This is a genomic window from Flavobacterium sp. SP2 (genome assembly GCF_057626655.1).
Genome location: NZ_JBVHBT010000002.1, coordinates 666,419 through 684,918, shown reverse-complemented (window position 1 = coordinate 684,918; position 18,500 = coordinate 666,419). Strand labels below are relative to the sequence as shown.

Here is an 18,500-nt window from a genome sequence, read left to right as displayed (position 1 = left end):
TTTACTGGTTTTTGGCAGTTGCGCTTCCAAAAAACTTGTTCTTGGTTTTTACCAAAACATTGTAATTCTTAGCAAATAGTTTTTTTAAAGCTGACGCATCTTCTTTAGGAAACCAATCAGTTGTTCTAGGCGTTTCAATAAGTCTTTCATGAATCTGATAAGCATATGTTGCAATAGAAGTTCTGTATCTTCCTTCTGGAAAATTAGTCATATCATAACCATGTAGCGAATAAGGCGCACATTGTTGAATTATCAATCTATTAAAAGGTATAGCCAATTCTGCTTCTTCGTTGGTTCTTAAATCTTTAATTTTTAGTTCACCTTTATATTCAGGTTTCCAATCTTTGTTTAAGTATAGTAATAAGTTTAATTCTCGATACCAATTTTTATTTAAAGGATGATAATTAAAATCCAAGTGCATGTCTAAAAAACTATTTTTCTTACCTTGATGAAGACCGCCACCAAAATTTTTTGGGTCTACAAATGTTTTTTTTGCAGTAATAAAAGTTAAAACCCTATTAAATCGCTCTGAAGATAAATCAGTATATAGTTCTAAAAATTCAGGGCAAATTTCTTTATAATTTGATTTTTCAAATTTATTATTTGCAAAGCCGTGATCTCTACTTTTATTATTAAGTTCAGGTACATTTTCATATGCTTTTGATAATTTTTCCTCGTCACAAAAATTATCTATAATTAAATGTGGAAATGGTTGTGCTGTTAAATATTGAATACGCAATGCATCTAAATTGCTTTCTAAAAAGTCAAAATTAATCATTATACTATGAATAAATAGTTTACATCACAAATGTAGAAATAAATGTTTATAATTTAATTAATATTTCATTATTAACATTGAAATTGTATTTGAAATTTTCCAAATCTTTTACACTTGAAAATTTACTAAATTTACTTATTTTTGCTATCGAAAAAGAAGCAAATAAATGAAAATAGCAATTCTCGGAACTAGAGGAATACCCAATTATTATGGTGGATTCGAGCAATTTGCTGAATTTTTTTCGGTTTATTTAGTTGAGAAAGGACATGAAGTATACTGCTATAACTCTCACAATCATCCTTATCAAGAGAAAAACTTTCACGGTGTAAACCTTATCCATATCAACGATCCTGAACATAAATTGGGCACATTTGGTCAGTTTATTTATGATTATAATTGTATTATGGATTCTCGTAAACGAGATTTTGATATCATTTTGCAATTGGGTTATACTAGTAATTCAATTTGGTTCTTTTTATTACCTAAAAAATCTATTATTGTTACCAATATGGATGGATTGGAATGGAAACGGTCTAAATATTCCAAACCAGTACAACAGTTTTTAAAATTTGCAGAACGACTTGCAGCAGTTTCGAGCGATTATTTAATTTCAGATTCTATAGGAATTGAAAAATTTCTTAAAAAACAATATAATAAGGATTCCACTTATATTGCTTACGGCGCACATCCTTTTGAGAATCCTAATGTTGAAATCTTAAAACAATATCACATTGAACCCGAAAATTTCAACATGATTATGGCTCGCTTTGAACCTGAGAACAATCTTGAAATGGTATTGGACGGAGTGGTTTTAAGTCAAGACAAAACTCCAATTTTGGTTGTCGGAAAACATGAAACCAAATACGGAGAATATCTAAAGAAGAAATTTAAGAATCACGCCAACATACAATTTAAAGGAGGAATTTATAATCTAGATCATTTGAATAATTTACGTTATTTTTCTAAATTTTATTTTCATGGTCATTCCGTTGGAGGCACAAATCCATCGTTGTTAGAGGCGATGGCGTCAAAAGCTCTTATAATTGCACACCATAACGATTTTAATAAAGGTATTTTAAAAGAAAATGCCTTATATTTCGAGAATTCCAATGAAGTAAAAAATATTCTTTTAAACACCGAAAAAAAGAATAGTTTACATTGGATACAAAATAATTTTGACGCAATAGTAAATGAGTTTAATTGGAATAAAATAAATGGCGAATACCTTCAATTATTGGAACAATGTTTATCAAAAGGTAAAAAATGAGGCAATAGAAAACACATCTGTTTTTTTCATTACACTTATATTTATTACACTTCCGCTGCCTTATATTTTCAATAGTCTTGCAATAATAGCATTTGTGTTGCAAACTATTTATAACAGTAAAAAAGCTGTTCCAAACTTTCAAAAAGCAGTTTTCCTTCCAATTTTATTATATATTTTAATGGTCATTTCTTTGATGTGGAGTATCAATTTTAGAACCAGTTTTCAGGCCTTATCCAAAGAACTTCCATTGTTATTGTTGCCGATTTGCTTTATTTTTCAATCGTTTGATACAATTCAAATCAAAAAACTGCTCTCCAATTATAGTTATATATTTTTAGGATACACCATTTTTTATCTACTAAAGGCATTTATACGATTCATAATTTTAAAAGATTCAAGTGTTTTTTTCTATCATGAATTGGTTACATTAGATTTAAATGCAATTCATGTTTCAGTATATGTTTCGATTGCATTTTTTATTGTTTTCATCAAGAAAGACAAAACTATTTTTGATATAATTGGATTGGTTTTGATGGCTGTTTTCATCGTCTTACTTTCTTCCAAAAACATTACAGTAATCTTTGTTCTATTGTTTTTGATATATACTTTATTTTTTGGTAAATTAAATTGGAAAAAAAGTCAACTTATTGCAGTTTTTTTTGGTACTGTAATTTTTGGTACCATTATGTTTACAACAATTAAAAAAAGATTTTTGATTGAAATAGAATCCAATACCGAAAAGATATCGTTAAATAAAGAAGAAGAAAGTAAAGGACTTGTATACAATGTAAGTATAAAAGATGCTTGGGTTAAAGATAAATTTTCTGCAAATGATTATTTTCCCGGAACTGCAATGCGTGTTTATCAATTACGAATATTTAAAGAGTTCCTAAATGAAGAACCCATTTTTTTCACAGGGTTTGGTTTAAACGCTTCTTGGGCAAAATTAAAAGAGAAAAGAATAGAGCATAATTTGTATCCAGGTTATGAAACTTTTAATTTTCACAATCAATACATCCAAAATTTTGCAGAGTTAGGTATCTTTGGATTCGTAATTTTGGTGTTAATGGTAATCATAACGTTAATAAATGCAATAAAGACTAAAGATTTTATACATTTTTCTTTTGCAGTTCTAATGATAAGTTTATTTTTGACAGAATCATTCTTATGGAGACAACGAGGTGTAGTGTTTTTCACACTTTTGTATTGTTTATTTAATGTAAAAAAGATTTCCCAATCTATATAAGCTTATGAAAAGAATTTTAATTACTGGAGCCGCAGGTTTTTTAGGATCCCATTTATGCGACCGATTTATTGCAGAAGGATACTATGTCATCGGAATGGATAATCTTATTACCGGAGATTTAAAAAATATAGAGCATTTATTTAAAGATAAAAATTTTGAATTTTATCATCATGATGTAACTAAGTTTGTGCATGTACCAGGAAATATAGATTATATCTTACATTTTGCATCGCCTGCAAGTCCGATTGATTATCTTAAAATTCCAATTCAAACCTTAAAAGTTGGATCACTTGGAACGCATAATTTATTAGGTCTTGCCCGAGTAAAAAAGGCGAGGATTTTAATAGCTTCAACATCAGAAGTTTATGGCGATCCGTTAGTTCATCCGCAGACTGAAGAATACTACGGAAATGTAAACACAATTGGACCTCGTGGTGTATATGACGAAGCCAAGCGTTTTCAAGAGTCTATTACCATGGCATACCACACGTTTCATGGTGTAGAAACTAGAATAGTTAGAATTTTCAATACCTATGGACCAAGAATGCGACTCAACGATGGTCGTGTTATTCCAGCTTTTATAGGTCAAGCACTACGTGGAGAGGATTTAACTATTTTTGGCGATGGTTTACAAACCAGATCTTTTTGTTATGTAACCGATCAGGTGGAAGGCATATTTAGACTTTTACATTCTGATTATTCTCTTCCCGTAAACATTGGAAATCCAGACGAAATTACTATTAAAGATTTTGCCGAAGAAATAATTAAACTTACAGGTACTAATCAAAAAGTAGTATATCATCCGTTGCCTGTAAACGATCCGATGCAGCGTCAACCGGACACAACCAAAGCCAAAGAAATTTTGGGATGGGAAGCTAAAGTGAATAGAGAAGAAGGAATGAAACTTACCTATGATTATTTTAAGTCACTTTCATCCGAAGAATTGTTGAAAGAAGAACACAAAGATTTTAAAGGATATATTCATTAATATGGTTGCACAGCAAACAGGAAGATATTCTAAATACATTAGGCCAATAAGTGTTGCATTAGACTTATTGGTAATTGCAATTTTTAGTCTTTATTTTTTTAAAGATCTAAATCTTAATACGTTGTATTATCTTTTATATCAGTCTTTTGCTTGGGTTGTCATTGCGTTTATAGTAAGATTTTATAATATATATAGGTTTACAACTCCTGTTGAGATTATTTCTAAATTAATTAAGCAATCGGTTATTTTCTTACTGGTAATTATTGCTTTTTTTCCATTTGCAAAGACAACAATTTTTAGTGGTAGAGCAATTGCTTTATTCATGATTTCTAGCTTTTTGTTAATTGTTTCTTTCAAATATTTTTTATTCTATTACTTAAAAAAATATCGAATAGTAACTAAAAATAATTTTAGAAACGCTGTCATAATTGGTTATACACCAGAAGCAATTCGGTTGAAGGAAGTATTTGAAAACCGTATAGATTATGGTTATCGCTTTCTAGGTTATTTTTCAGACAAAAAACAAAATGATGAAATAAAAGGAAAACTTGAGGATTTAAAAAATTATGTAATCGATAACAAAGTTGATGAAATTTATTGTTCCTTAAACGAAATATCAGACGAAAAATTAAAAGAGTTAGTAGAGTTTACTGATGATAATGATAAAACAATCAAGTTTATTCCTGATACAAAAGAGATATTTTCAAAAAATTTAAAAATTGATTATTACGAACTTTTTCCGGTCCTTTCTTTGCAAAAAACACAACTGCATAATCCAACAATTAAAGGAATAAAGAGAGGATTTGATATTTTATTTTCATTATTTGTAATTGTTTTTTTGCTTTCTTGGCTTGTTCCAATCATTGCTTTTTTAATTAAAATAGAATCTAAAGGACCAGTCTTTTTTAAGCAAGGTCGTCCTGGACTTGATGAAGATGAATTTTTTTGTTACAAGTTTAGATCGATGCACATTAACGAAACAACCGAAAAAGAGGCGTCTAAAAATGATCCAAGAGTAACTAAAATTGGAAGGTTTATGAGAAAAACAAGCTTAGATGAACTTCCTCAGTTTTTAAATGTTTTGTTCGGAGAAATGTCGGTGGTTGGTCCAAGACCTCACTTGTGGTCACAAAATAAAGCATATGCAAAAAAAATAAAAAAATACATGGTTCGACATTATGTAAAACCTGGAATTACGGGATTAGCACAAGTAAAAGGTTATCGTGGTGAAATTGAAACAGATGACGACATGATTAACAGAATCAAATTTGATGTTTTTTATATCGAAAATTGGTCTATTGTAATGGATATAAAAATTATTATTCAAACCGTTATAAACATATTCAAAGGCGAAGATAAAGCCTACTAAAAAACATTTTTTTCAATCAAATAATTCATCTGATTGTCTAAATTAAAAGCTTTTTTACTATTATCAAATATCGTTCTTTTCATTAAATCTAATTCGGATTTATTCAAATTTGAAATTAATTTCAGCTTTTCATTCAAATCTGTATAATCTTCAACCGAAGCAACCCAACCCATTTTATTTTCTTCCACAATAGTTTCGCCTTCGCCACCACCAAAATACAATATCGGAAATCCAAGCGAACCATATTCAAATATTTTAGAAGGAACTGAGCCATAAATTCGAACTTTTAGCGGAACAATGGCAATGTCAAACGATTTCAATTTTTCGTGTAAATCGTTACGTTCCATCATGCCATGAAAAAAAATGTTTTTGCCTTTTTTAGACGAAATTAAAGCTTCTATTTGATTTCTTTCTGCGCCGTCACCAAAGAGGTGTAATTCAATTTTTTCATCCTGTACGGATCTCAAATCTATTTTCTCACACAATTCCAAAACGCCTTGCGCAATACCTAAAAGTCCTGCATAAAAGATTTTTATGGGCTGACTTTCCTCCAATTTCAAATCAAAGTTTTCAATTTTATGATCGGGAAAATTGCGGTATAAAAAACATTCTTTTTCAGGAAAAATAGATTTTATATGAGTAATAATTTCATTAGATTGACCAATGATTAAGGTTGCTTTTTTATAAATAAATCGTTCTAAAAACAAGGAAAATTTATGGGAAAACGAGTTTTCTTTTAAAGCTTTTAATTCGATTGCAGCCAATGGCCAAAGGTCTGAAATATTGAGAATTATCTTTTTATTTTTCAGCGAAAGCACAAAAACTGAAATAAACGAAAGTAATAATGGTGGTGATTGAACAACTACTTTTTTTGGAGTTTTTTTAAACAATAAATAAAAAAACAAACTCAACGAAAAAGACAAAACAGAAATTATTCTAACAAGTAAATTTTTACTCACACTTGGGTAAATCCAAAGTCGTTTCACCGTAATAGTATCCCGATTTTCAGTAACAGAAAATTTTCCTTTGTACTCAGGAAACAATTCGCCTTTTGGATAATTTCCTAACGGACAAATTACAGAAACTTTATAATTATTTTGACTCAATTTCAATGCCAACTGCTCAATTCTATTAGCAGCAGCACCTTTTTCAGGAGGATAATAATTGGATATGATTAGGATTTCTTTCATTTATTTTTTACACAGATTTATTTGTTTTTCACACGAATTTCACAAATTTTCACGAATTATAATTGTTTATTTATTACTCGAATTCGTGAAATCTCAACGGTCAAAAATTCGTTTCAATTCGTGTTTCTTTTAGGATAAGTTATTGTTTATTAAAAATTAGTGAAATCTGAGCGTTCAGAATTCGTGTTAATTCGTGAAATTTGTGTCTAATAAAATAGCAATAATTCTTTCAGATGCTTTTCCATCCCAAAGGTCAGGAATTCCAGCTTTTCTAGCACCATTTTGAAGAAACTCTCCAAATAAATTCTCCAGATTTTCAATAGAAATTCCAACCAGATTGTTGGTTCCGATTTCTATAGTTTCTGGTCTTTCTGTTGTGGTTCGCATTGTAAAACACGGAATTCCTAAAACCGTTGTTTCTTCAGAAATTCCGCCAGAATCGGTAATCACAGCAAAACTGTTTTTTATCAAGTACATAAAATTTAAGTAACCCTGCGGCTCAACAAATAAAATGTTTTTCAAATGCAAATTGGTTTCACCCAAAATGGCTTTTGTTCTTGGATGAATTGGAAATATTATCTTTTTGTTGCCAACCATTTTATCAATTCCTTCCAATAAATCAATCAACGATTGTTCTTCATCAACATTGGATGGTCGATGCAAAGTTAAAATGATGTAATTTCCAGTTTTTAATTCAAATTCATTCCAAAAACTCGGAGCCGAAATTCGATTTAAATTCTGATATAAAGTATCAATCATCACATTGCCAACAAAATGGACATTATTGGATTGAACCCCATTTTTCAATAAATTTTCTGATGCTGAAGTTGAGGTTGTAAAGAAATAATCGGTGATACTATCGGTAACAATTCGGTTAATTTCTTCTGGCATAGTCCTATCACCCGAACGGATTCCGGCTTCAACATGCGCTACTTTTATAGTCATTTTCTTGGCTACAATTGCACAAGCCATAGTCGAATTGACATCGCCAACAACCAAAACCAAATCACATGGATTTTGAGTTAATTCTTTTTCAAATGCAACCATTATTGCTCCAGTTTGCTCGGCTTGCGAACCACTTTTTACTTCTAAATTGGCATTAGGATGCGGAATATTCAACTCCTCAAAAAAAGTATCGCTGAGGTTTTTATCGTAATGTTGACCAGTATGAACCAATCTGAAAGAGAGATTTTCTTCTTCAATTTGTCGCCTTTCAATAGCTTTAATGATTGGTGCGATTTTTATGAAATTGGGTCTTGCGCCTGCGATTATAGTGATTTTCATTTATTCTGAATTTTTTTCAGAATCTTTGCATCATCTGAATTGTATTTTCAATCTTGTTTCAGTATCTGTTAATTTATTTAGATTTCTTTAAGGTCACAATTTGTGACCTTAAAAATTAATGTTTGTAACCAATTTTCCTTCTTGGTTTTTCATCTACTTTTTTCTCTGTCAATTCATCCAAATAACTAAAAACTAGTTCAATATTTTTGTCATGATTTTCTAATTTCTTTTGAATTTGCATGATATCAATTTTCAAATCGGTTGTGTCTAAAAGCATTTGACGCACTTTTGTAAATATCCTCATAATTTGAATATTGGTTTGAATTGCCTTATCACTATTTAAAACACTTGATAACATTAAAACGCCGTGTTCTGTAAATGCCATTGGTGCATAACGTAAACCCATTTTTTCGGAATTGGAGGTCGCAATTTGCGACCTCCAATTTGCAAATTCATCCTTTGTTAATTCAAACATAAAGTCTTCAGGAAATCTTGTTATATTTCGTTTAACTTGTTCTTTTAATCTTTTAGTTTCAATGCCATAAAGCAATGCTAAATCTCTGTCTAACATTACTTTTTGATTTCTGATAAAGTAAATTTTATCTGAAATCGTTTCTTCTGAAATAATTAAATTTTGGCTCATATAGTTATTTTAAATGGTTTATATTTTATTTCATCATCGAAACAAATTGCTTCAATTTTCCGCTTTTACTTCGTTGTAATTTTTCTTTTCTACTAAATGTAAACGTCAAACCACTTTCTAAATAGGTGGTAATTGCTTTTTCAATAGTTAGAATTTGACCTTCTGTTAATGCATTTTCACTTACATATTCCACTTCAAAAGTATCGATTTTTGTTTGTTTTATTACAAATTCTTTTACATTTCCGTCGTCTTCAATAATGCTTTTGGTTACGTAGTAAAACGTCAATCCAGGTGCTTTTTTTCCGCTTGGAAGAATAGCAATATCGTTGGTTCGTCCAATCAATTTTTTCAGAATCGGCTTTTTAATAGTGCTTTTTTCGTCCAAAATTCCAACATCACCAATATCATATCTTATAAATGGATGTGCTTTGTTGTATAACGAGGTAATTACAATTCGACCTTCTTTTCCGTTGGGTAAAACGTTGTTATTTTCGTCTAAAATTTCTATAAATAAGGTTTCTGAATTGACTTGCCATTCATCATTTGTATTTTGAAACGCAATCAAATCCAGTTCGGAAGCACCGTACTCATTGATGATTGGAACTCCAAATTGTTTTTCCATCAATAGTTTATCTTCTTCAAATAGCATTTCGGAAGTAACGACACAACATTTTAAAGTGGGACAAACCGAAGTTAAAACAATGTTTTTCTTTTGAAGAAATTTCGCAAATAAAACGATTGAAGATGTATAACCGTTAATGTAATCGAACTTTTTATCCTGAAATTTTAGCAACACTTTTTCAAGAATTTCATCTGATAAATCAAAAATTGAAAAGCGATAACTTTTCTTTAAAAAATCTTTGACACGTTCTTTTTTGTTTCCAATAAAATCCAGCGGAATTCCGTAAAATCGTGCTTGAAAAGACGAATTAAAATCAATACCAAACCAACCAAATCGATTAATAATATTGGCCCAAGTTAAGGCATGGCAAAATTTATCTTTCGCGAAAACAAATGGATCGCCACTAGAACCAGAAGTTTTATTTACATAAACATTTTTTGTAGTAAATCCGTTAGAAAGTCTTTCAGATAAAGGTTTTTGAAAATCCTTTTTGGTCATTATTGGAAGTTCGTTCCAATTTTCTATTTCAGACTTTCCAACAAATTCTCGATATGAGTTATTGTTTTTTAAATGATAAGCAACAATTTCTTTTCGTTTAGAATCGATATAATTTTCATAATCGACATCAGAAATGGATTGAATTTTTTTAAATTCAGCACTTGCTTCCTTCATCGAAAAACCATTTAACTTGAGCGATAAATTGAAAAGTTGGAACACAAAAAATCTATTTTGTTCAAAAATACTAAAAACATAAACTTTTCTACCAATTAGCTATAAATTCTTTTGAAAACAAACTATTTTTGCAAAACAATAAACACAACACAATGACAATTTTACTACTTGGTTCTGGCGGACGCGAACATGCATTAGCATGGAAAATGTTACAATCTAACAAATGTTCTAAGCTTTTTGTAGCTCCAGGAAATGCTGGAACTTCTCAAATTGCGACGAATGTTTCTTTAAATATTTTAGATTTTGATGCTATAAAAACATTTGCTTTAGCTGAAAAAGTGGATATGGTTGTTGTTGGCCCAGAAGATCCATTGGTTCACGGAATTTATGATTACTTCAAAAATGATTCTCAACTAAATCATATTCCTGTAATTGGTCCGTCAAAAGTTGGAGCGCAATTAGAAGGAAGTAAAGAATTTGCTAAAGAATTTCTTATCAAACATAAAATTCCAACTGCAGCTTATGATAGTTTTACAAAAGATACTGTAGAAAAAGGATTTCATTTTTTAGAAACATTACAACCGCCATACGTACTTAAAGCAGATGGATTAGCTGCTGGTAAAGGTGTTTTGATTATTCAAGATTTAGAAGAAGCCAAAGCGGAATTAAGAAACATGTTGGTTCATGAAAAATTTGGATCGGCAAGCGCAAAGGTAGTTATTGAAGAATTTCTTGACGGAATTGAGTTGAGCTGTTTTGTATTAACCGACGGAAAAAATTACAAAATACTTCCAACGGCGAAAGATTATAAACGAATTGGTGAAGGCGATACTGGTTTAAATACTGGTGGAATGGGTGCAGTTTCTCCAGTTCCTTTTGCAGACGCTATTTTATTGGAAAAAATTGAAACCCGAATTGTAAAACCAACAATCGCTGGTTTGCAAAGCGACGGAATAGAATACAAAGGTTTTGTTTTTATTGGATTAATTAACGTGAAAGGCGAACCAATTGTAATAGAGTATAATGTAAGAATGGGCGATCCAGAAACGGAAGTTGTAATTCCGAGATTGAAATCGGATTTGGTAGAACTTTTTCAAGCAGTTGGAAATCAAACATTAGATCAAGTTTCCTTAGAAATAGACGACAGAAGTGCCACAACAATAATGGTAGTTTCTGGTGGATATCCTGAAGATTACGGAAAAGGATTTGAAATAACAGGACTAGAAAACATTGAAGATTCTATTGCTTTTCATGCAGGAACTACAGTAAAAGATGGAAAAGTTGTGACAAATGGTGGTCGGGTTATTGCCATTACGTCATTTGGCGAAAGCTTTCAAGAAGCCATAAAAAAATCTTACCAAAACATAGACCAGCTACATTTTGATAAGATGTATTTTAGAAAAGATATCGGTTTCGACTTACTTTAAGAAGGAGTGAGCAGTTGTATCTTGGCCTTCTGTACCAGCATCGTCAAAAATGCGAAGTTGTTTAATCCAGTATACAATGTAGTAAGCACAGATTCCCATAAAAATCCAATTGATAATATTAGCACCAAACCAAGTAGTAAGTTCTAATTTTCTGAAAAAATCGTGAGGTATAAATAAAAAATCTACAAATAGTGATTGTATTCCTTCGAAAAATGCTTTCATTTCTTTAAATTTTATTTGTTTTTGTGTTCAATGTAAATCGATGTGGCGAAACTTTTTTATTAAAAAATAGTTCTTACTCATTTCGTTTTTTAAACAAGTAGTATCTTTACACCACAAAAGTATAAAATATCCGCATGATAACAAGCGTTTTTAATAAATCTACACCAATTAATTATTCTTTAATGCTAATTTTAGTATTAGGGTTCTTTTTTTTATATCAATTTCAGGGTGTAGCGTCGACAAACACTTGGGTTGATGTGATAAAAAAAGTGGGTTTGTTGGGTACAATTATTGCTTCTTTTTTCTTGGTGAATTTTATTGCTAAAAAAAATGGACTCACTAAAGATAGTGGTTATACACTATTTTTCTTTTTCATTTTTATGCTCTTTTTTCCAAATGTTTGGAATGATTTTGATTTAATTTTGGCTAATTTTTTTGTTTTGCTAGCTTTACGAAGATTGGTTTCGTTGCAAACGTTAAAAGCGCCAAAAGAAAAAATATTTGATGCTTCTTTGTGGATTTTTATAGCAAGTTTATTTAATTTTTGGTGTATTTTATTTCTCTTGGTGGTTTATATTTCTATAATTTTTCACGTATCTCGAGATTATCGAAATTGGTTAATTCCATTTGTTGCACTATTTACAACTATTGTTTTATTTGTGTTTTATGCTTTATTATTCGATTCGTCGGCAATTCAAAAGTATTTGATGCATGAGGCAACAAATTTTAAATTGGATTATTTTACCAATAATTATCAAAATTTGGCTTTGTCTATTTATGCTGTAATGACCGTTTTTTTTGTTATTCCTATGATTTTTGCTTTAACAAATAGACCTTTAAACCTTCAAGCGTCTTATAAAAAGTTGGTTTTTAGTTTTTTTATTGGGATAACAGTTTTTTTAATTTCGTCAAATAAAAGTAATAACTTATTGTTATTTACTTTTTTTCCAATGGCAGTCCTTGCAACCAATACTATAGAATTTACCAAGAGTAAATGGCAGCAAGAAATTATTCTTTCGGTAGCTTTATTATTAGGATTATTGTCGTTTTTTATTCAGTTATAATTTACTACCGTAGGCTAAATCACCCGCATCGCCAAGTCCAGGAATAATATAATTTTTTTCATTTAGTTTTTCATCCAGTGCGGCAACCCATAAATGGCAATTTTTTGGCAGATTTTCTTGTAGATAAGTAATGCCTTCCGGCGCTGCAATTACCACGGCAATATGAATTTCTTTAGGAGTTTGTTCGGTCATTAATTTGTTAAAAACAGCTACTATTGATTGACCTGTTGCTAACATAGGATCAATTAAAATCAGATTTTTATTTTCAAATGAAGGCGCGGCTTGGTATTCTACCAAAATTTCAAAATCAGCATCGTTCTTTGGGTGATGTCGGTAAGCAGAAACAAAACCGTTTTCGGCATTATCAAATATATTCATAAATCCTTGATGCAATGCCAATCCTGCCCGAAGAATGGAACATAAAACAACATTATCTGCAATAGTTGTAGTGTGTTTTACTCCCAAAGGTGTCTGAACATCAATAGCCTTATATTCTAAAGTTTTACTCAATTCATACGCCATAATTTCGCCAATTCGCTCAATATTTTTTCTGAAACGCATGCTGTCTTTTTGAATATTCACATCACGAATTTCGGCCAAAAAATGATTAAGGATGCTATTGTTTTCAGATATGTAATGAATTTGCATAAAGTCGAAATTTGTATGATGACGTAAAAGTATAAAAAACTATCTTTGCACTCGAGACCTTTTGGTCGAATTGTATGAAATAAAATAAAATTAATAATTATGTTTTCAAAATTTGCCTATTCTATATTTGAACAAAGTATCAAGGATTATCACGTTTACGATAATGTAAACCAGCCTATTAATAATCCGTATCCAAAGGATAAAATAGAACATTTATTGTATTTTAAAAATTGGATTGACACGGTTCAATGGCATTATGAAGACATTATTCGTGATCCAAATATCGATCCGGTTGCAGCATTAACTTTGAAAAGAAAAATTGATGCTTCCAATCAAGAGCGTACTGATATGGTAGAATATATTGATAGTTATTTTCTTCAAAAATATGCTCATGTTGAAGTTAAGCCAACAGCTAAAATCAATTCTGAATCGCCAGCTTGGACTATTGACAGATTATCAATTTTGGCTTTGAAAATTTATCACATGAGCGAAGAAGCAACACGTGCAGAAGCTTCGCAAGAACATAGAGATAAATGTCAAGAAAAATTGAACGTTCTTTTGGAACAAAGAACCGATTTATCAACAGCAATTGACGATTTATTGACCGATATTGAAAATGGTGATAAATTCATGAAAGTGTACAAACAAATGAAGATGTACAACGATGATGATTTGAATCCAGTTTTGTATCAGAATAAAAAGTAAGCTAACCTATATTTGAACTATTAAGGAATTAAGTTGCATTAAGTTTTTTCTTAATTTTTCTTAATACCTTACTGGTTTAAAAAAACATATTAATTGCAACAAAAAGTTAAACATATTGCCGTAATTCGCCTTTCAGCAATGGGCGATGTTGCTATGACAGTTCCTGTTATTAGAGCTTTTGTGGAGCAAAATAAAAACGTGAAAATCACTATAGTTTCGGGTCCTTTTTTTAAACCTTTTTTTGACGGAATCGATACTGTTAATTTCTTTGCTGTAGATGTAAAAGATCGGCACAAAGGTTTTTTAGGATTATTGAAATTGTACTCTGATTTGAAAAAGTTGGACATTGATGCGATTGCCGATTTGCATAATGTTTTACGTTCTAAAGTAATCCGATTGCTGTTTGCCTTGAGCGGAAAAAAAGTGGGTTTTACAAATAAAGGACGAAAAGAAAAAAAGCAACTCACTCGCTTAGAAAACAAGATTTTCAAACCACTAAAATCTATGTTTGAAAGACACGTTGAAACTTTTTCTAAACTTGGTTTTGTTGTTGATTTATCTTCACCTAATTTTCCAAAAAAAGCTATTTTATCGAATGCAATTTTAGCGATTTCAGGCGAAAAGCAAAATTTAAATTGGATAGGAATTGCACCTTTTGCACAATACGACACGAAAGTGTATCCACAAGATTTAATGCAACAAGTGATTGATGAATTAGCATCTAACCAAAATAATAAAATCTTCCTTTTTGGTGGAGGAACTAAGGAAATCGAAATCTTAAACACGTTTTCTGAGAATAAAAAAAATGTAATTGTAGTTGCCGGAAAATTAAATTTAGAACACGAATTACACCTTATTTCAAACCTTGATGTAATGCTTTCCATGGATTCTGGAAACGCTCATATTGCAGCTATGTTGGGCATTAAAGTTGTTACACTTTGGGGTGCAACGCATCCGTTTGCTGGTTTTTCACCATTCAATCAACCTCTAGAGAATTGCTTGGTTTCTGATAGAAATCAATATCCATTACTACCAACTTCGGTTTATGGAAATAAAAAAATTGCTGGTTATGATGATGTAATGCGAAGTATTTCTGTGGAAAAAGTAGTTTTCAGTGTTCAGTCGCAGTTGGCAGAATAATAATTTTTCACACTAATTTCAACAATTTACACGAATTTATGATGGTAAATTATTTCACGAATTGAATATTTTGTAAAATTTTTAATTCGTGAAAATTAGTGCAATTCGTGTCAACTTTTTATCATAAATAAATTTGATTATCTCTACAAATCTCTAAAATATAAGTTTTCAAATTTGAAATTGTGGCTTGATAGTTTGGCGCTTCATAACCAAAACGTTCGTGCTCTAGCTGTTCTTTTTCGATGGCGTTGCAACCTTTTATAACTTCTTTAATCATGTCGAGCAGGATCAATTCTTTGTTTTTATTTTTCTCAAATTTGAAATCAATCAACTCGTCTTCCAATTGTTCACAATATTCCAAAAGCTCTTGAACTTCTGGTTCTTCCAAAAGGTCTTGAGCTTTTTTAAATATTTCGAGTTTGTTTTTCATTTATTTAAAATAATTAAATCCTTCGACGAAGCTTAGGTAGAAAAATCAAATTAAACGCAACCTACGCAACTGAAAACTGAGTTTAAACATCATCAAAATCTACAAATATTTCACTACTTGTTGGATGCGCTTGACAAGTTAATATCAATCCATCAGCAACTTCTTTGTCAGTCAAAATAGAGTTCTTTTTCATTTCGGCTGTACCTTTTGAAATTCGTGCTAAACAACTGCTGCAAATTCCACCTTGGCAAGAATAAGGTGCGTCGATGCCTTGTTTTAAAGCAGCTTCCAATAAAGTTTGCTTCTGACTCATTTCAAATGTTGCTTCGTCACCATCAACTAAAACCGTAATTTTAGTATGACCGTTTTCAGAAGTAGCAATTTCTTTCTCTGCCGAAGTTGACGTTGAAAACAATTCAAATTTGATGTTTTTATCGGCAATATTATGTTCTTTTAAAATGGTCGATACCAAATTAATCATTTCTTCTGGACCGCATAAATAGAATTTTGAAAATTCTTTTTCTTTGTGTTTGTTATTCAAAACAAAGTTTACGTTGGCTTTGTCAATTCTGCCAAAAAGTTCGTTTTCAACTTTAATTTGCGTGTAAGCATAATGCACAAAAAGTCTTCCTACATACTGTTGTTGCAATTCGTGTAATTCTTGATGAAATATGGTTTCTTCATTATTTTTATTTCCGTAAACTAGAACAAAAGTGCTGTCTTTTTCGTTGTGTAAAACTGATTTTAAAATGGACATCACCGGTGTAATTCCGCTTCCTGCAACGAAAGCCGCGTAGTTTCTTTGTCGGTCAAGTTGTGGTTCAAAAGTAAATTTTCCTTCAGGTTGACCTACTTCTATGATATCACCAACTTTCAAATTCTCGTTAGCAAATTTTGAAAAATGCCCATTTTTAACCGACTTAATTGCAATTCTTAATTCACCACTTTCTGGCGAAGAACAAATAGAATAGGCACGACGAATTTCTTGTCCGTCAAGTGTAAGTTTAAGATTAATATATTGACCTGCAATAAATTGATAAGCCGATTGTAATTCAGAAGGAACATTAAAGACTACAGAAACGGCGTTAGGTGTTTCGCGTTTTACTTCCTTTATTTGTAATTTATAGAAATTTGACATTGTAAGTAATTTTTACAAAGGTAAGAAATAGCAATTATTTACTTTTATTTAAAGTTTGAAAATGTTTGTAACAAATTTTAAAATCCACCATCTAATACTTCAACCAAAAAACAATCCACTATGTTCAAACATTTTATCATGCTCGAATGGAAGGCATTCCTTCGTTCGGCATCCTTAGGAACTAACATTGCAATGAAAATCTTTATAGGTTTTTTTGCGATTTATTTTATGGTGATTTTTATTGCTGCGGGAGTTGGAGCATTCTTTATTTTAGAAAAAGCAGAATTGGAACCGCTTTCAACAGTAAATAAATTTATGATTTATTATCTTGCTGTAGATTTATTTATAAGGTATTTTCTTCAAAAGATGCCGGTTATAAACATTAGGCCATTATTGACTTTACCTATTAAAAGAAATACGATTGTTCATTTTACTCTAGGAAAAACAGCGTTGTCTTTTTTCAATTGGTCACATTCTTTGTTCTTTATTCCGTTTTCTATTGTTTTGATGATGAATGGCTATTCTGTTTTGAATGTAATTTTGTGGCATTTAGGAATTATGTCGCTCTTCTATTTTAACAATTTTGTGAATGTTTTAATCAATAATAAAGACAGTGTATTTTATTCTGTTTTGGCAATTGTTGCAGGTTTAGGATTGTCACAATATTACAAGATTTTCGACATAACACTTTACACACAGCCATTTTTTCAAGGAATGTATGAAACGGTTTTTGTGTTTTTGATTCCGATAGTTTTAGCTGTTGCAACCTATTATTTTGCTTTCAACTATTTTAAAAGTAATTTGAATTTGGATGAAGGTTTAGCCAAGAAAAGCGAAATCGCCAAAACACAAAACTTTTCTTTTCTTGATCAATTTGGAACTTTAGGAACATTTTTAAAAAATGACCTTCGATTATTGTTAAGAAACAAGCGTTCTAAAACTACACTAACGATGAGTTTCTTATTCATATTTTATGGATTGTTATTTTTTACCAATTCGATAGAAGCTTATAAAAGTCCGATGTTTCAAATTTTTGCCGGAATTTTTGTTTCAGGAGGATTTCTTTTCACTTTTGGACAATTTGTACCAAGTTGGGACAGCGCTTATTATCAGTTAATGATGAGTCAAAACATACAATACCGAGAATATATTAGTTCTAAATGGTGGTTGATGGTTATTGGAACATTAGTTTCAACAATTTTAGCATCGTTTTATTTGTTTTTTGGAGTTCAAACCTATTTATTAATTGTAGTTGGAGCGATTTTCAATATTGGTGTAAACTCGCATTTGGTAATGCTAGGTGGCGCATTTGTGAAAACACCAATCGACCTATCTACAGGTAAAGGAGCGTTTGGCGACAAGCAAGCCTTCAATTTCAAAACAATGTTAATTGCCATTCCAAAAATGCTTGTACCGATGGCGCTATATGCAATAGGAAATTATTTCTTCTCGCAAAACATCGGATTATTATTGGTGGCTTTGGCAGGAATTATAGGGTTTGCTTTTAGAAATTATGTTTTCAATCAAATCGAAAAAATCTACAAAAGAGAAAAATACGCAACTATCGCAGCATACAAACAAAAAAATTAGTACTCAGTTTTAAGTTTTTAGTCTTCAGTTATTGAAACTTATAAACTTTTAAACCATAAACTTTTAAACTATTTTAA

Annotated in this window: 18 protein-coding genes; 9 read left to right on the top strand and 9 right to left on the bottom strand. The window is 30.7% G+C overall.

Annotated features, from left to right (window positions below):
* Window position 1: 1 nt before the first annotated feature.
* Window positions 2–778: a 2OG-Fe(II) oxygenase gene (locus ACZ098_RS07475; protein WP_487311117.1), complete on the bottom strand. Its 777-nt coding sequence runs from the start codon at window positions 776–778 to the stop codon at window positions 2–4.
* Window positions 779–944: 166 nt separating this feature from the next.
* Between ACZ098_RS07475 and ACZ098_RS07470 the strand changes: the two genes are divergently transcribed.
* Genes ACZ098_RS07470 through ACZ098_RS07455 form a run of 4 tightly spaced genes read left to right on the top strand, consistent with a single transcriptional unit; the run spans window position 945 to window position 5,648 of the window.
* Entirely contained in the window at window positions 945–2,045 is a 1,101-nt protein-coding gene (locus ACZ098_RS07470; RefSeq protein ID WP_487311116.1) for a DUF1972 domain-containing protein, read from the top strand.
* Window positions 1,993–3,291, top strand: coding sequence for an O-antigen ligase family protein (locus tag ACZ098_RS07465; protein ID WP_487311115.1), 1,299 nt, complete (start codon window positions 1,993–1,995; stop codon window positions 3,289–3,291). The genes ACZ098_RS07470 and ACZ098_RS07465 overlap by 53 nt, the downstream gene beginning before the upstream one ends.
* Window positions 3,292–3,295: 4 nt before the next feature.
* On the top strand, window positions 3,296–4,279 hold the full coding sequence (locus tag ACZ098_RS07460) for a UDP-glucuronic acid decarboxylase family protein (protein WP_487311114.1): 984 nt from the start codon (window positions 3,296–3,298) through the stop codon (window positions 4,277–4,279).
* 1 nt (window position 4,280) lies between these two features.
* Window positions 4,281–5,648, top strand: a complete 1,368-nt coding sequence (locus tag ACZ098_RS07455) for an undecaprenyl-phosphate glucose phosphotransferase (RefSeq protein WP_487311113.1) — start codon at window positions 4,281–4,283, stop codon at window positions 5,646–5,648.
* Here the strand turns inward: ACZ098_RS07455 and ACZ098_RS07450 are convergent.
* The 4 genes from ACZ098_RS07450 to ACZ098_RS07435 all read right to left on the bottom strand — a co-directional run bounded on the left by ACZ098_RS07450 (window position 5,645) and on the right by ACZ098_RS07435 (window position 10,104).
* Window positions 5,645–6,838, bottom strand: a complete 1,194-nt coding sequence (locus ACZ098_RS07450) for a glycosyltransferase family 4 protein (protein ID WP_487311112.1) — start codon at window positions 6,836–6,838, stop codon at window positions 5,645–5,647. The genes ACZ098_RS07455 and ACZ098_RS07450 overlap by 4 nt on opposite strands.
* Before the next feature lie 186 nt (window positions 6,839–7,024).
* Complete coding sequence (wecB, locus tag ACZ098_RS07445) at window positions 7,025–8,122, bottom strand: non-hydrolyzing UDP-N-acetylglucosamine 2-epimerase (RefSeq protein WP_487311111.1); 1,098 nt, start codon at window positions 8,120–8,122, stop codon at window positions 7,025–7,027.
* A 115-nt stretch (window positions 8,123–8,237) separates the two neighbouring features.
* The gene (locus ACZ098_RS07440; protein ID WP_487311110.1) at window positions 8,238–8,765 is read right to left on the bottom strand and encodes an ORF6N domain-containing protein; all 528 of its coding nucleotides are present in this window, start codon (window positions 8,763–8,765) and stop codon (window positions 8,238–8,240) included.
* Between the two features lie 25 nt (window positions 8,766–8,790).
* Window positions 8,791–10,104, bottom strand: coding sequence for a phenylacetate--CoA ligase family protein (locus tag ACZ098_RS07435; RefSeq protein ID WP_487311109.1), 1,314 nt, complete (start codon window positions 10,102–10,104; stop codon window positions 8,791–8,793).
* Between the two features lie 107 nt (window positions 10,105–10,211).
* Between ACZ098_RS07435 and purD the strand changes: the two genes are divergently transcribed.
* Window positions 10,212–11,486, top strand: coding sequence for a phosphoribosylamine--glycine ligase (gene purD, locus ACZ098_RS07430; protein ID WP_487311108.1), 1,275 nt, complete (start codon window positions 10,212–10,214; stop codon window positions 11,484–11,486).
* Here the strand turns inward: purD and ACZ098_RS07425 are convergent.
* Entirely contained in the window at window positions 11,478–11,708 is a 231-nt protein-coding gene (locus ACZ098_RS07425; protein ID WP_487311107.1) for a DUF6341 family protein, read from the bottom strand. The genes purD and ACZ098_RS07425 overlap by 9 nt on opposite strands.
* 134 nt (window positions 11,709–11,842) lie before the next feature.
* On the opposite strand from ACZ098_RS07425, the gene ACZ098_RS07420 reads away from it, so the two are divergent.
* Window positions 11,843–12,772 carry a DUF6427 family protein gene (locus ACZ098_RS07420; RefSeq protein WP_487311106.1) on the top strand — a complete coding sequence of 310 codons (930 nt, stop codon included), beginning with the start codon at window positions 11,843–11,845 and terminating at the stop codon, window positions 12,770–12,772.
* Here ACZ098_RS07420 and upp read toward each other — a convergent pair.
* Window positions 12,767–13,420 (bottom strand): uracil phosphoribosyltransferase, encoded by a 654-nt coding sequence (gene upp / locus ACZ098_RS07415; protein ID WP_487311105.1) that lies wholly within the window; start codon window positions 13,418–13,420, stop codon window positions 12,767–12,769. The two genes, ACZ098_RS07420 and upp, sit on opposite strands and share 6 nt — an antisense overlap.
* 99 nt (window positions 13,421–13,519) lie before the next feature.
* On the opposite strand from upp, the gene ACZ098_RS07410 reads away from it, so the two are divergent.
* Entirely contained in the window at window positions 13,520–14,125 is a 606-nt protein-coding gene (locus ACZ098_RS07410) for a DUF4254 domain-containing protein (protein ID WP_487311104.1), read from the top strand.
* A gap of 138 nt (window positions 14,126–14,263) precedes the next feature.
* The gene (locus ACZ098_RS07405; RefSeq protein WP_487311215.1) at window positions 14,264–15,265 is read left to right on the top strand and encodes a glycosyltransferase family 9 protein; all 1,002 of its coding nucleotides are present in this window, start codon (window positions 14,264–14,266) and stop codon (window positions 15,263–15,265) included.
* A 121-nt stretch (window positions 15,266–15,386) separates the two neighbouring features.
* Here the strand turns inward: ACZ098_RS07405 and ACZ098_RS07400 are convergent, their stop codons facing one another.
* Complete coding sequence (locus ACZ098_RS07400) at window positions 15,387–15,695, bottom strand: hypothetical protein (protein WP_487311103.1); 309 nt, start codon at window positions 15,693–15,695, stop codon at window positions 15,387–15,389.
* Window positions 15,696–15,777: 82 nt separating this feature from the next.
* Window positions 15,778–16,833: a 2Fe-2S iron-sulfur cluster-binding protein gene (locus tag ACZ098_RS07395; RefSeq protein ID WP_487311102.1), complete on the bottom strand. Its 1,056-nt coding sequence runs from the start codon at window positions 16,831–16,833 to the stop codon at window positions 15,778–15,780.
* 120 nt (window positions 16,834–16,953) lie between these two features.
* On the opposite strand from ACZ098_RS07395, the gene ACZ098_RS07390 reads away from it, so the two are divergent.
* A complete protein-coding gene (locus ACZ098_RS07390) occupies window positions 16,954–18,423 on the top strand; it encodes a DUF5687 family protein (protein ID WP_487311101.1) in 1,470 nt (489 codons plus the stop codon).
* Window positions 18,424–18,500 lie beyond the last annotated feature (77 nt).